This window comes from Enterococcus sp. LJL98 (assembly GCF_054871745.1).
This window is the reverse complement of the sequence record NZ_JBTXLU010000001.1, coordinates 644,268-657,387: the sequence shown is the minus strand read 5'-3', so window position 1 is coordinate 657,387 and position 13,120 is coordinate 644,268. Positions and strand designations below refer to the sequence as shown.

Below are 13,120 nucleotides of genomic sequence, written 5' to 3'. Positions count from 1 at the left end.
CACCTCTTTTGGAGGGTCTAAGATGCCAAAAGGTAAAGGAAATGTGATTGCGCAAAATCGAAGAGCCAGTCATGATTATACGATTGTAGAAGCAATTGAGGCAGGTGTTGTTTTACAAGGAACAGAAATTAAGTCCATTCGCAATAGTCGGATCAACTTAAAAGATGGGTTTGTTCGTATTCGAAATGGCGAAGCGTATTTGTATAACGTACATATCAGTCCGTATGAGCAAGGGAATATTTTTAACCATGACCCCTTACGAACGAGAAAACTGCTGCTTCATAAAAAACAGATTCGAAAACTCGAAACAGAAGTGAAAAATTCGGGAATGACGATTGTTCCTTTGCGTGTATATTTAAAGGATGGCTTTGCGAAGGTCTTAATTGGTCTTGCGAAAGGGAAAAAAGAATATGACAAACGTGAAAGTCTAAAGCGTAAGGATCAAGAACGTCAAATCCAACGTGTTTTAAAGAACTACTAGCCCACTGATAATGAAATTTTTGCACAATTTCAAAAGGTTTGATACTATCAGAAGAGACCTCGCGTTGGTTAGAACCTTGGAACTATTATCAAAATTGTCGTTTCTCACATTTACGATTACAATTTTAAATGGATAGAACCAAGGTTTTTACTGAAAAAGTTTTGAAATTTTTCTTGCAAGGTGGTATGATACGCATTGTCATCTGCTTCATGAGAAAAAACGAACAAGCGATTTCGTATTAAGAGATTTTGGAAAAGAGGTGAAGATTTTGGAAGAACGTTCACTCCTGTTTCAAATAGGACCTGTTTGGTTTGACGGCACGATTCTATTAATGACTTTGTTAACTTGTCTGATTATTTTTTCTTTCGTTTATATTTGTTCAAGAAACATGCAAGTCCGGCCGAAAGGAAAGCAAAATGTACTCGAATATTTAATAGACTTTGTTCGAGGGATTTTGAGTAGTCAATTGCCCAATAAACAAGCAGTGAATACTTATCATTTATTAGGATTTACATTATTTTTATTTATTTTAGTCTCAAACGAAATTGGTTTAATGACAAAAATCGTCACGCCTGACGAGGTGCTTTTGTGGAAAAGCCCGACAGCCGATCCGATTGTTACTTTAGGACTAGCGATGATGGTCATTGCCTTTACCCATTATATGGGTGTCAAACGTTTTGGATTAAAGCAATATTTTGTTAATTCCTATTTGAAACCTGTCAGTTTTATTTTACCAATTAAATTAATGGAAGAGTTTACCAACGTGATTAGTCTAGGTTTACGTCTATATGGTAATATCTTTGCAGGAGAAGTTCTTTTAGGATTGATTGTTTCAATGGTTAGCTCGATTGGTTGGATTGCCTTGCCATTGGCGATACCATTAGAAATGGTATGGATTGGTTTTTCACTCTTTATTGGCGGAATCCAAGCCTATGTTTTTGTTACACTAACTATGGTATTTTTAAGTCACAAAATTGAAGTCGATCATTAAAAATAATTGTCATTATATAGGAGGAATTTTATTATGAATTTTATCGCAGCAGGATTAGCAATTGTCGGTTCCGCTTTAGGAGCAGCATATGGTAACTCAAAAGTTGTTTCAAAAACATTGGAGTCAATGGCTCGTCAACCAGAAATTTCAGGTGAATTACGTTCAACAATGATCATTGGGATGGCGTTTATCGAGGCTGTGCCGATTTTAGGGGTAGTTGTCGCATTACTGCTTGTTTTAAATTAATAAACAAGAAAAGCAGAAGTGATTAAAGCTAAGAATCCTTCTGCTTTTTTTCAATAAAAAATAGTAGGTTCTTTTTTTTATCCATTGATAAAGATGTAGAATAAAAGAGATAGGAGTGTCTAGCAGATGCTAAATCACTTAATATTATTAAATGCTGGAGGATACCAAACGACAATTAGTAGTATTGTGGTGGTCACAGGGTCCTTCGTTTTGTTACTTGTTTTAATTAAGCATTTTGCTTGGGGCCAAATCGTCGAAGTCTTTCAAAAAAGAGAAGATCAAATCAATCATGATTTAGACTCCGCAGAAGAAGCACGAATCAATGCAAAAAAACACGAAGAAGCGATTATCCAACGTTTAGCAAATTCCAGAGAAGAAGCAACAGCTATTGTGAAAGATGCGAAGCAAGTCGGAGAGTCAAACCGCCAAGCATTACTCGATCAGACGAAAGAAGAAGTGGCTCGAATGAAAGCGAAGGCAGAAGAAACACTTCTGACAGAAAAAGAGCAAGCCCTTGTTGAAGTGAAAGAAGAAGTGGCGAAATTATCGATTCAGTTAGCTGAAAAAATCTTAGCCCACGAACTTTCGCTGGAAAATCAAGAATTGCTTATTAATCAATACATTGAAGATTTAGGTTCTGAAGATGGCAAGTAATAAGTATACCGTTGGAAGACGTTATGGTAGAGCGCTGTTTGAATTGGCGGAGGAAGAGCAGATTCTAGATAACGTTTTTCAAGATGTCGTAAAACTAGGTGAAAGGTATCAAGCGACGCCTGAGTTAGAGGGGATATTGAGTAATCCCAAAGTGCCACTAGTTGAAAAAGAAGCATTGCTAGGGACGCTTTTACAAGGGATGGAAGAAATCCTACAACAAACGGTGTTCGTCGTGATGAGCAATCATCGCCTAACGGAACTACAAATCATTTTAAAATCCTTTGAAGAAGCATATTACGAAGAAAAAAGCATCTTAAAAGCAACCGCGACGACGGTTGTTCCGTTAACGGTACAGCAAAAGGAACAATTAGCGAAGAAATTACAAAAACAATTTCACTATAAAGAAGTCGAATTAGATGAGGTCATCGATCCAAGTATTTTAGGTGGTGTCATTTTAGAGACGCATAATCAAATCATGGATGGCAGTGTCAAGAAACGCTTAGAATCCATTCGAAGAGCATTAAGTAAATAGGACTTGGTAGAAGAGGTGAAACGAATGTCCATTAAGGCAGATGAAATCAGTACCTTAATTAAAGAGCAAATTAAAAATTATAAAAACAAAATAACGGTAGAAGAAACAGGGACCGTCACTTATGTCGGTGATGGTATTGCACGGGCATATGGGCTTGAAAATGCAATGAGTGGGGAACTCCTTGAATTTTCAAACGGTGCCTTTGGGATGGCTCAAAACTTAGAAGCAAATGATGTAGGGATTATCGTTTTAGGTGATTTTGAAACGATTCGTGAAGGCGACCAAGTGAAAAGAACGGGGAAAATTATGGATGTACCCGTTGGTGAAGCGTTAATCGGTCGCGTGGTCAATCCGTTAGGCCAACCGATTGATGGACTGGGGCCAATCAAAACGGATAAATATCGTCCAGTTGAAGCGGCAGCTCCTGGAGTCATGGAGCGTCAATCAGTCTCTGAACCGATGCAAACAGGTTCAAAAGCAATCGATGCACTTGTTCCAATCGGTCGTGGTCAACGGGAATTAGTCATCGGCGATCGAAAAACAGGGAAAACATCGATTGCGATTGACACGATTATTAATCAAAAAGGGCAAGACATGATTTGTATTTACGTAGCGATTGGACAAAAAGATTCTACTGTTCGTACCCAAGTAGAGACATTACGCGCACATGGAGCTCTAGACTATACAATTATTGTTTCTGCCGGTGCTTCACAGCCAGCACCACTCTTGTACATTGCTCCTTACGCTGGAACAGCAATGGGGGAAGAATTTATGTATAATGGGAAACACGTGCTCATTGTTTTTGATGATTTATCCAAACAAGCGGTGGCTTATCGTGAACTGTCGTTACTTTTACGTCGTCCACCGGGTCGTGAGGCGTATCCTGGTGATGTCTTTTACTTGCACTCTCGTTTATTGGAACGAGCAGCGAAATTAAGTGACGAATTAGGTGGTGGCTCAATGACAGCCTTGCCTTTTGTTGAAACGCAAGCGGGTGATATTTCCGCTTATATTCCAACAAACGTTATTTCCATTACGGACGGTCAAATTTTCTTAGAAAGCGATTTGTTTTATTCCGGTGTGCGTCCAGCTGTTGCCGCGGGGCTTTCCGTGTCACGTGTAGGTGGATCGGCGCAAATTAAAGCGATGAAAAAAGTGGCCGGTACTTTGCGTCTGGATTTGGCGAGTTATCGAGAACTCGAAGCCTTTACGCAATTTGGGTCAGACTTAGACACTGCCACCCAGGCGAAACTAAATCGAGGCCGTCGAACGGTTGAAATTTTAAAACAAAAATTACATGCACCTTTACCCGTAGAAAAACAAGTACTGATACTATATGCTTTGACGCACGGTTTTCTAGATACCGTACCGGTTAATCGGGTATTAGAGTTTGAGGCAGGTTTATTTGAATTTGTTGAAGGCATGCATGCAGATTTACTTGAAACAATTCGGACAACCAAAGATTTACCCGCACCAGAATTAATGGATCAAGCAATTGAAACGTACCGGACGCAATTTTTAGCAACCAGTGAAAATGCAGGATCCACGCAAGCGAAATTAGCTGCATTGGAAAATGCGTAAGAAGAGGTGAGTAGACATGGGAGCATCCCTGAATGAGATTAAACAACGGATTGTTTCTACGAAAAAAACAAGTCAGATTACACGTGCCATGCAAATGGTTTCTGCCTCAAAACTTTCTCGCTCTGAGGAACATTCCAATAGTTTTCAGATTTATGCCTCGAAAGTTCGTGAGTTAGTTACCCATATTACTGCGACACTTCCTGAAGATTTAGAACTAAAACCCAATAGTGGGGATGAGACGGAAATCAACTATAAAAGTATGTTGATTCGTCGTCCAATCAAACGGACGGCTTACATTGTTATTACTTCGGATGGAGGTCTGGTGGGTGGTTACAATAGTGCCATTTTAAAGCAAGTGATGACCATTATTGAAGAAGATCATCCTTCACCAGAAGAGTACGTCATCTTAGCGATTGGTGGCACAGGTGCCGAATTTTTTAAAAACCGAGGAATACATGTTGCTTATGAATTACGACACCTTTCAGATCAGCCGAGTTTTGATGAAGTTCGTAAAATTGTCTCTTTAACGACTTCCATGTTTCAAAATGAAGTCTTTGATGAATTATACGTTTGCTATAATCATCATGTAAATTCATTGACGAGTCAATTTCGTGTAGAAAAAATGTTGCCAATCAATGATATTAACTATAATGAAGCCGTTACTTATGAACAAGAATATATCTTTGAACCTTCTAGAGAAGAAATTCTACAGCAATTGTTACCGCAGTATGCTGAGAGTTTGATCTATGGTGCGATTGTTGACGCGAAAACAGCGGAACATGCGGCGGGAATGTCGGCGATGAAAATGGCAACAGATAACGCAAAAACAATGATTGATGATTTAACGATCTCATATAATCGCGCAAGGCAAGGAGCGATTACACAAGAGATTACCGAAATTGTTGGAGGAGCAGCTGCTCTCGAATAATTTCTTGAATGAATGGAGGAAAACAAATGAGCGCAGGCAAAATTGTTCAAGTTGTCGGTCCTGTAGTCGATGTGGGATTTGCATCCGATCAAACATTACCCGATATAAATAATGCCTTGATTGTTTACAAAAATAACGAAGCAAAAACAAAAGTGGTACTTGAGGTGGCGCTAGAATTAGGTGATGGCGTCATTCGAGCAATTGCCATGGAGTCAACAGATGGCTTGCAACGTGGGATGGAAGTCATCGACACTGGGCAAGCAATCACTGTTCCAGTGGGAAAAGAGACACTTGGTCGTGTTTTTAACGTTTTAGGAGAGACAATTGATCTAGAAGCTCCTTTTCCTGAAGACGCGGTTCGGGAAGGTATCCATAAAAATGCACCAAAATTTGATGAGCTAAGTACCAGTACAGAAATTTTGGAAACAGGTATCAAAGTGATTGATCTTTTAGCACCTTATTTAAAGGGTGGGAAAGTTGGATTATTTGGAGGAGCCGGTGTCGGAAAAACGGTTTTAATTCAAGAGCTGATTCATAATATCGCACAAGAACATGGGGGGATTTCAGTCTTTACCGGTGTTGGGGAGCGAACACGTGAAGGGAACGACTTGTATTTTGAAATGAAAGATTCCGGGGTAATTGAAAAAACGGCGATGGTTTTTGGTCAAATGAATGAACCACCCGGTGCTCGGATGCGTGTCGCTTTGACGGGATTGACCATTGCAGAATATTTCCGTGACGTGGAAGGTCAAGATGTCTTGTTGTTTATTGACAATATTTTCCGATTCACGCAAGCGGGTTCTGAAGTTTCTGCCTTGCTTGGACGAATGCCTTCAGCAGTTGGTTACCAACCAACGCTTGCAACAGAAATGGGACAACTGCAAGAACGTATCACTTCAACCAAGAAAGGCTCGATTACATCCATTCAAGCCATCTATGTGCCAGCAGATGACTATACCGATCCAGCGCCAGCTACGGCTTTTGCCCATTTGGATGCAACGACGAACTTAGAGCGTAAATTAACGGAACAAGGAATCTACCCTGCAGTTGATCCACTAGCGTCTTCATCCAGTGCGCTTGCACCTGAAATCGTTGGTGAAGCACATTACCAGGTGGCGACAGAAGTACAGCGCACGTTACAACGTTATCGTGAACTCCAAGACATTATTGCCATTTTAGGGATGGATGAATTATCCGATCAAGAAAAAGTATTGGTTGCTCGTGCAAGAAGAATTCAGTTCTTCTTGTCACAAAACTTCAATGTTGCTGAACAATTCACTGGGCAGCCAGGGTCTTACGTGCCAGTTCAAGAGACCATTCGAGGTTTCCAAGAAATTTTAGACGGCTTACACGATCATGTGCCAGAAGAAGCATTTCGTAGTGTAGGAACAATTGAGGATGTTGTAGCGAAAGCGAAACAATTAGGCTACTAGAAAAGAGGGAGCTTATGACTCGATATTTAGAGGTAAAGGTTGTCACACCAAATGGCGTCGTCTATGAGCATCATGCCGAGATGGTGGTAGCAAAAACACCAGAAGGCGATTTAGGTATCTTGCCACGACATGCGCCAATTATTGCGCCATTAGCGATTGATGAAGTTCGAATTAAACGAACGGATTCCGATGAACACGTAGATTGGATTGCAATTAACGGTGGTGTGATTGAGGTGCGCGATAATGTGGTAACGATTATTGCAGATAGTGCGGAGCGTGAAAGAGACATTGACGTACCCCGAGCAGAACGTGCGAAACGTCGAGCGGAAGCCTTGATTCAAGAGGCAAAAGAACATGAAGATATTGATGAATTAAGACGTGCGACGGTTGCGTTACACCGTGCAATTAATCGAATCAACGTTGCCAAACATCTGTAAGTAAAGATGCCTATAAAAAAGAGAAAGAAGTGCCTGAGACTCTTGTCCTCGGCACTTTTTTCTTTCTACAAACGAAAAGGAAGAAGGCTTGCGACAAGAAAACTTTTTAAAAGTCTGTTCATTTATGCTATGATAAGAGTATAAAAATAAAGGATTGAGGCGTTTTTAATGAATGTATATGGCGTAGATGCAGTCATTCGCATCGTCACACATTTTCTCTTTATTTATCTTGCTTTTTGGTCGCTAAATGCTTTGCGTTTAGAAATGTTTTTTAAAACCAACCATGTGCCACAAATTCGAATGTTACTAACGCTTTTTTCGATAGGAATTGGCTACTTGGCAAGCACTTTTTTCTTAGAGCTAATCGTTTTATCTAAGAATCTTTTCCTCGTTGGATTTTAGCTTAAGGAAACTTTAAACTATCTCGTTGAAAACTGTGGTATAATAAAAAAGATTTTTAAAAAGCACTTATCGTTCTATTTGGAGGGTACATAATGGAAGAAATTATCGTTCGAAGCGGTAATAAACTACAAGGTTCGGTTAAAATTGAAGGGGCAAAAAATGCAGTATTACCAATTTTAGCAGCCAGTTTATTAGCAGAAGAGGGAACTTCAGTTTTAAAGAATGTTCCTATTTTGTCGGATGTTTTTACGATGAACCAAGTGATTCATCATTTAAATGTAGAAATTGACTTTAATCAAGAAGAAAATACGGTTACTATTGATGCGCAAAAAGATTTAGAAATTGAAGCACCTTATGAATATGTCAGTAAAATGCGGGCTTCTATCGTTGTGATGGGGCCGTTATTGGCTCGTAATGGGCATGCAAAAGTGGCAATGCCAGGAGGCTGTGCCATTGGCAAGCGTCCTATTGATTTGCATTTGAAAGGTTTCCAAGCACTAGGAGCGAAGATTATTCAAAAAGATGGCTATATTGAAGCAATCGCAGAGGAATTAATTGGTAGCCATATTTACTTAGATTTTCCAAGTGTTGGTGCAACACAAAATATTATGATGGCTGCAGTCAAAGCAAAAGGCACGACAACCATTGATAACGTTGCAAGAGAACCGGAAATTGTTGACCTTGCGAACGTTTTGAATAAAATGGGTGCGCGTATTTACGGCGCAGGGACGGAAACCATGCGAATTGAAGGGGTGAAAAGGCTCTTTGGTGTCGCACACAATATTGTACAAGACCGTATTGAGGCAGGAACCTTTATGGTAGCTGCCGCGATGACACAAGGGAATGTGCTTATCCAAGATGCGATATCTGAACATAATCGCCCATTAATTTCTAAATTGGTTGAAATGGGCGCAGAAATTATTGAAGAAGAAGAGGGACTTCGTGTGATTGGTCCAGAGCATCTAAAACCAACAGACATTAAAACCATGCCACACCCTGGATTCCCAACCGATTTACAAGCACAAATGACGGCGATTCAAGCGATGGCACCAGGGGTTAACCTAGTCAATGAAACGGTTTTTGAAAATCGGTTTCAACATTTAGAAGAGATGCGCCGAATGAATGCACAAGTTAAAATTGAAGGGAACGTCGCGATGATTGAAGGCGGCAAAGCACTTCAAGGAGCGATTGTCCATGCAACGGATCTACGAGCTGCAGCAGCCCTTATTTTAGTTGGACTTCGAGCAAATGGAAGAACACGCGTACGTAACTTGAAATACTTAGATCGTGGTTATTATAAATTCCATGAAAAGCTGCAAGCATTAGGAGCAGACATTGAACGAAGCTCTGATTCAGCCGTTTCAACGAAAGAAATACAAACGGTGAAGAGCTAAGAAAGGATTGAATCGAATGAAAACAAGTCACTATATTTTATATACACTCCTCAAAATTATGGCGGTTTTTTTCATTGCGTTTATTTTATTCTTTGTAGGTCTGATGATTGGGTACGGCGTGATCGGTGATGGTTCACCAATGGCTGTTTTCCACAGTGATTTGTGGGGAAATCTTTTACGTTTTTTGAAATAAGTAGTCAAAACGTCCCTTTTTCAACTAAGGAAAAGGGCGTTTTTTTTGTCGTAATTGTTACACAGCTGTAAAGTATCCCGTTTTTTGGCGTAACAAACGACTAAGAAAGTGTTTTCTTTTCTTTTAGATTCGAAAAGAAACTCTTTTTTTGTTCAAAGTGTCTTTTTTAAAAGGTTATTAAATGAAGCTTCGTTCCTTATTTTATGTAAAGTATATTGCGAATGTAACAAAAAAGAAGGAAACGTCTCTTTTTTCCCCCTTTCCTTAACAAACTCGTAACCTAATTGGTTTGGCTACGTGCTAAGATACGGTTTGTAACAAATAGGAGGAATTTAATTAATGAAGATTCATTTTTTACCTGTCGCGATGATAACAACGATGCTGTTGATTGGAGCGGTACTGCCTGTTTATGCGGCGGAAAATCAAGAAGAAGTAACGATCAGCCAAGAAGTGATGACTGAGGAATCAGTTCAGGATATTTCAAGTTCATTTTTAACACTCGCAACGAAAGGCGATGCCATTCAGTCAGCGAAAGAAAAAATTGAAGCTAAGGAAAAAGCCATTCAGGCAGCAAAAGAAAAGGCAGCGAAAGAAGCAGCAGAAAAAGCAGCAAAAGAAAAGGCAGCCAAAGAACAAGCGGAAAAAGAAGCAGCGGAAAGAGCAGCTGCTGAGCAAGCAGCCCAAGAACAAGCAGAACAAGAAGCGGCTGCAGCAAGCAGTCAACCTGCAGGACAAACCTTTATCATGGAATCAACAGCTTACAGCTCTGATCCAGCAGATGCACTAGGTGGTGGAACGGTAACAGCAACGGGTCAAAATCTTTTAACTAACCCTATGGCTGTCGCAGTCGATCCCAATGTGATTCCGTTAGGCACACGCTTATATGTCGAAGGATATGGTGAAGCGATTGCAAGTGATACCGGTGGTGCAATTAAGGGGAATATCGTTGATGTGCATTTTCCAACATATGAGCAATGTGTTCAATGGGGACGCCGTCAAGTGAAAGTAACGATTTTAGGTTAAAGAATCAAGCATAAGATGAAAGTATAAGGGAATCACTTTTTAAAATCCTTTTCTTTCATCTTTTTTACTTGTCATTCAACCAAATCAAAGGTATATTTACAGTGTAAAGTGAGGGGTTGAAATGCAAGGAATCTTAATTAAATTCGTACGAGGTTATCAAAAGTTTATCTCTCCGTTGTTTCCACCAAGTTGTCGCTATTATCCCACTTGTTCGAGTTATACGATTCGTGCGCTACAGGTACACGGAGGGCTTAAAGGGAGTCTGATGGGAATCATGCGTATTTTACGTTGCCATCCTTTTACTCCAGGTGGTCTCGATTATGTTCCAAAAAAATTTCGTTTGACACGAAATAAAATAGATAAAGAGGAACCGATTTATACTTATCGAAAAAAATCACAAGAATTTTAAGGGACTGGACAGTCAAATGTGCCAGTTCTTTTTTTGTTTTTTGAATCGATTTAGGAGGAGTATTGCTCAATCTTTTAGCAGGAAATCCCTTTAAAATCAAAGGTTTGATTCGAAATATATCCAAAATCGTCCGAATTGATGAAATATTCAGAAAATTCATTGACAAAGAAACAAAAATTGGGTATATTGAGAAACATATTCAAGCAGTTAGTTGAAGAGGGGGAAATAAAATGAGAAAAAAAATGGTCTTTTTATTTGCAAGTGTCTTTTTATTAGGAGCCTGTAGTGCAGGGCCGACTGGTGGCGGAAATGCGACGAAAGGTTCGAGTGCAGCAGGGGGTTCGGATGCGGACACAATTAAAATTGGTTTAAACTTAGAGCTATCTGGTGCCGTAGCCGGTTATGGTACACAAGAACGAGATGGCGTAGAGCTAGCGGTTGAAAAAATCAATGCCGATGGTGGTATTTTAGGCAAACAAGTAGAATTAGTCGTTAAAGATAATAAATCAGAAACGAGCGAAGCTGCAACAGCAGCAGCTAACTTAGCAACGAATGATCAGGTCGTTGCGATTATTGGACCCGCAACATCAGGTGCGACCAAGGCAACGATTCCAAATGTGACAAAGGCTCAAGTTCCAGTTATTACGCCGTCTGCAACCGATGATTCGGTTACAATGAATGGCGACAAAGTCCAAGAGTTTTTATTCCGTTCTTGTTTCCAGGATAGTTTCCAAGGAGTTATTTTAGCCAAATACGCTCAAGAACAATTAGCAGCAGAAAAAGCAGTCATTCTAGGTGACAACTCAAGTGACTATGCGAAGGGTTTAACGAAAGCCTTTAAGAGTGAGTATCAAGGAGAAGTTGTGTTAGAAGAAAACTTTACAAAAGGCGACAAAGATTTCCAAGCGATTTTAACAAAGGTTAAAAATGCTGATTTTGATGTTCTATATATCCCAGGTTATTATGAAGAAGCAGGCTTAATCATTAAACAAGCCAGAGAATTGGGTATTGAGCAACCAATTATTGGAGCAGATGGTTTTGGCGATGAGAAGATGGTTCAATTAGCAGGTGCTGAAAATGTTTCGAATGTCTTTTATACGGGACACTTTTCGACTTTAGCACCATCAAATGAAACCGTTGAACCATTTATTGCTGATTTCAAAGAGAAATTTAGCAAAGAACCTTCGACCTTTAATGCTTTGGCTTATGATGCAATGTACATGATTAAACATGCGATCGAGGCGGAAGGTGCTGCAGATTCTGCAGCAATCACAAAAGGATTATCAGAGTTAAAAGATTTTGTAGGCGTAACAGGTAATATTACAATGGATGCCCAACATAACCCAGAAAAATCATTGGTGGTTGTTGGATTTACCGATGGAAAAGAAAGCTCTGCAGAAGTAATTAATCCTTAATTTTAAGGAAACCGAGGCTGTGGCAAAATCAATTAGAGGTTTTGCCGCAGTTTTTTTCAGAAAATCAATGATTCGGAAGTGATATTATATGGAAATGATTATCCAACAGTTGATTAACGGGTTATTTCTAGGAAGTATTTATGCCTTGATGGCTTTAGGCTATACAATGGTCTATGGAATAATTAAATTAATCAACTTCGCCCACGGGGAAATTTATATGATCGGTAGTTTTATCGGGTATTTTTTCATTCATCAATTCAATGACTTAGGCATCTTTCCAGGTGGCTGGGGATTCTTTATTTCAATGCTTATCTCAATGGTAGTAAGTGCGGCCTTAGGTGTTATGATTGAGATTTTTGCCTATCGGCCCTTACGAGGTGCGACGCGTATCTCTGCATTAATTACAGCAATCGGTGTGTCCTATTTGCTGCAAAATTTGATGATTTATTTCTTTACACCAGATACCAGACCTTTTCCGCAAGCGATTGAACGTCAACTTTATACACTTGGGGGAATAAGCGTAAGTAACATTCAACTGTTAATTTTAGGTGTTTCGGTAAGCCTGATGTTGCTCTTACAATTAATTGTTAAAGGAACAAAAATGGGAAAAGCCATGCGTGCGGTAAGTGTCGATCCAGACGCTGCGCAATTAATGGGAATTAACGTGAATCGTACGATTTCATTCACCTTTGCTTTAGGCTCTGCTTTGGCTGCCGCTGGTGGGATGTTAATTGGGCTATATTACAATTCGATTGATCCAATGATGGGTGTTGCTCCGGGATTAAAATCCTTTGTAGCCGCGGTTTTAGGGGGAATTGGTATTATTCCAGGTGCAGCTTTGGGTGGCTTTGTTATTGGACTAATTGAAACCTTGTCAACGGCACTCGGGTTTTCTGATTACAAAGACGCACTTGTTTACGGCGTGTTAATTGTAATTTTAATTATTCGACCAGCAGGTATTTTAGGCAAAAATGTGAAAGAGAAAGTGTAGGTGGAAACAA

General features: G+C 39.7%; 16 protein-coding genes. All 16 read left to right on the top strand.

Annotation, left to right across the window (positions count from 1 at the left end):
* Window positions 1-22 precede the first annotated feature (22 nt).
* The 16 genes from smpB (at window position 23) to ACYSNO_RS02995 (ending at window position 13,110) form a co-directional block, all read left to right on the top strand.
* A complete protein-coding gene (gene smpB / locus ACYSNO_RS03070) occupies window positions 23-481 on the top strand; it encodes an SsrA-binding protein SmpB (protein WP_461729588.1) in 459 nt (152 codons plus the stop codon).
* A 268-nt stretch (window positions 482-749) separates the two neighbouring features.
* On the top strand, window positions 750-1,472 hold the full coding sequence (gene atpB / locus ACYSNO_RS03065) for a F0F1 ATP synthase subunit A (protein WP_461729587.1): 723 nt from the start codon (window positions 750-752) through the stop codon (window positions 1,470-1,472).
* A gap of 33 nt (window positions 1,473-1,505) precedes the next feature.
* Window positions 1,506-1,718 carry an ATP synthase F0 subunit C gene (atpE, locus tag ACYSNO_RS03060; RefSeq protein ID WP_461729586.1) on the top strand — a complete coding sequence of 71 codons (213 nt, stop codon included), beginning with the start codon at window positions 1,506-1,508 and terminating at the stop codon, window positions 1,716-1,718.
* 126 nt (window positions 1,719-1,844) lie between these two features.
* Window positions 1,845-2,372 (top strand): F0F1 ATP synthase subunit B, encoded by a 528-nt coding sequence (atpF, locus tag ACYSNO_RS03055; RefSeq protein ID WP_461729585.1) that lies wholly within the window; start codon window positions 1,845-1,847, stop codon window positions 2,370-2,372.
* Window positions 2,362-2,904 (top strand): ATP synthase F1 subunit delta, encoded by a 543-nt coding sequence (gene atpH / locus ACYSNO_RS03050; RefSeq protein ID WP_461729584.1) that lies wholly within the window; start codon window positions 2,362-2,364, stop codon window positions 2,902-2,904. Before atpF ends, atpH begins: the two co-directional genes overlap by 11 nt.
* A gap of 24 nt (window positions 2,905-2,928) precedes the next feature.
* Window positions 2,929-4,485, top strand: a complete 1,557-nt coding sequence (atpA, locus tag ACYSNO_RS03045) for a F0F1 ATP synthase subunit alpha (protein ID WP_461729583.1) — start codon at window positions 2,929-2,931, stop codon at window positions 4,483-4,485.
* Window positions 4,486-4,501: 16 nt separating this feature from the next.
* The gene (locus tag ACYSNO_RS03040; RefSeq protein WP_461729582.1) at window positions 4,502-5,413 is read left to right on the top strand and encodes a F0F1 ATP synthase subunit gamma; all 912 of its coding nucleotides are present in this window, start codon (window positions 4,502-4,504) and stop codon (window positions 5,411-5,413) included.
* 26 nt (window positions 5,414-5,439) lie between these two features.
* Complete coding sequence (gene atpD / locus ACYSNO_RS03035; protein ID WP_461729581.1) at window positions 5,440-6,846, top strand: F0F1 ATP synthase subunit beta; 1,407 nt, start codon at window positions 5,440-5,442, stop codon at window positions 6,844-6,846.
* 14 nt (window positions 6,847-6,860) lie between these two features.
* Window positions 6,861-7,283 (top strand): F0F1 ATP synthase subunit epsilon, encoded by a 423-nt coding sequence (locus tag ACYSNO_RS03030; protein WP_461729580.1) that lies wholly within the window; start codon window positions 6,861-6,863, stop codon window positions 7,281-7,283.
* 168 nt (window positions 7,284-7,451) lie between these two features.
* Window positions 7,452-7,685 (top strand): DUF1146 family protein, encoded by a 234-nt coding sequence (locus ACYSNO_RS03025; RefSeq protein WP_461729579.1) that lies wholly within the window; start codon window positions 7,452-7,454, stop codon window positions 7,683-7,685.
* 92 nt (window positions 7,686-7,777) lie between these two features.
* The gene (gene murA / locus ACYSNO_RS03020) at window positions 7,778-9,079 is read left to right on the top strand and encodes a UDP-N-acetylglucosamine 1-carboxyvinyltransferase (protein ID WP_461729578.1); all 1,302 of its coding nucleotides are present in this window, start codon (window positions 7,778-7,780) and stop codon (window positions 9,077-9,079) included.
* 16 nt (window positions 9,080-9,095) lie between these two features.
* On the top strand, window positions 9,096-9,272 hold the full coding sequence (locus tag ACYSNO_RS03015; protein WP_461729577.1) for a DNA-directed RNA polymerase subunit beta: 177 nt from the start codon (window positions 9,096-9,098) through the stop codon (window positions 9,270-9,272).
* Window positions 9,273-9,611: 339 nt separating this feature from the next.
* Window positions 9,612-10,295 (top strand): 3D domain-containing protein, encoded by a 684-nt coding sequence (locus ACYSNO_RS03010; RefSeq protein WP_461729576.1) that lies wholly within the window; start codon window positions 9,612-9,614, stop codon window positions 10,293-10,295.
* A 121-nt stretch (window positions 10,296-10,416) separates the two neighbouring features.
* On the top strand, window positions 10,417-10,704 hold the full coding sequence (gene yidD / locus ACYSNO_RS03005) for a membrane protein insertion efficiency factor YidD (RefSeq protein WP_461729575.1): 288 nt from the start codon (window positions 10,417-10,419) through the stop codon (window positions 10,702-10,704).
* A gap of 230 nt (window positions 10,705-10,934) precedes the next feature.
* Window positions 10,935-12,119, top strand: a complete 1,185-nt coding sequence (locus ACYSNO_RS03000) for an ABC transporter substrate-binding protein (RefSeq protein WP_461729574.1) — start codon at window positions 10,935-10,937, stop codon at window positions 12,117-12,119.
* An 88-nt stretch (window positions 12,120-12,207) separates the two neighbouring features.
* A complete protein-coding gene (locus ACYSNO_RS02995) occupies window positions 12,208-13,110 on the top strand; it encodes a branched-chain amino acid ABC transporter permease (RefSeq protein ID WP_461729573.1) in 903 nt (300 codons plus the stop codon).
* Window positions 13,111-13,120: the final 10 nt, after the last annotated feature.

Bases quoted from the DNA above. Each gene is read 5' to 3' on its own strand.
- smpB (WP_461729588.1), top strand. From the start codon at position 23: ATGCCAAAAGGTAAAGGAAATGTGATTGCGCAAAATCGAAGAGCCAGT.
- atpE (WP_461729586.1), top strand. From the start codon at position 1,506: ATGAATTTTATCGCAGCAGGATTAGCAATTGTCGGTTCCGCTTTAGGA.
- atpF (WP_461729585.1), top strand. From the start codon at position 1,845: ATGCTAAATCACTTAATATTATTAAATGCTGGAGGATACCAAACGACA.
- atpH (WP_461729584.1), top strand. From the start codon at position 2,362: ATGGCAAGTAATAAGTATACCGTTGGAAGACGTTATGGTAGAGCGCTG.
- atpA (WP_461729583.1), top strand. From the start codon at position 2,929: ATGTCCATTAAGGCAGATGAAATCAGTACCTTAATTAAAGAGCAAATT.
- ACYSNO_RS03040 (WP_461729582.1), top strand. From the start codon at position 4,502: ATGGGAGCATCCCTGAATGAGATTAAACAACGGATTGTTTCTACGAAA.
- atpD (WP_461729581.1), top strand. From the start codon at position 5,440: ATGAGCGCAGGCAAAATTGTTCAAGTTGTCGGTCCTGTAGTCGATGTG.
- ACYSNO_RS03030 (WP_461729580.1), top strand. From the start codon at position 6,861: ATGACTCGATATTTAGAGGTAAAGGTTGTCACACCAAATGGCGTCGTC.
- ACYSNO_RS03025 (WP_461729579.1), top strand. From the start codon at position 7,452: ATGAATGTATATGGCGTAGATGCAGTCATTCGCATCGTCACACATTTT.
- murA (WP_461729578.1), top strand. From the start codon at position 7,778: ATGGAAGAAATTATCGTTCGAAGCGGTAATAAACTACAAGGTTCGGTT.
- ACYSNO_RS03015 (WP_461729577.1), top strand. From the start codon at position 9,096: ATGAAAACAAGTCACTATATTTTATATACACTCCTCAAAATTATGGCG.
- ACYSNO_RS03010 (WP_461729576.1), top strand. From the start codon at position 9,612: ATGAAGATTCATTTTTTACCTGTCGCGATGATAACAACGATGCTGTTG.
- yidD (WP_461729575.1), top strand. From the start codon at position 10,417: ATGCAAGGAATCTTAATTAAATTCGTACGAGGTTATCAAAAGTTTATC.
- ACYSNO_RS03000 (WP_461729574.1), top strand. From the start codon at position 10,935: ATGAGAAAAAAAATGGTCTTTTTATTTGCAAGTGTCTTTTTATTAGGA.
- ACYSNO_RS02995 (WP_461729573.1), top strand. From the start codon at position 12,208: ATGGAAATGATTATCCAACAGTTGATTAACGGGTTATTTCTAGGAAGT.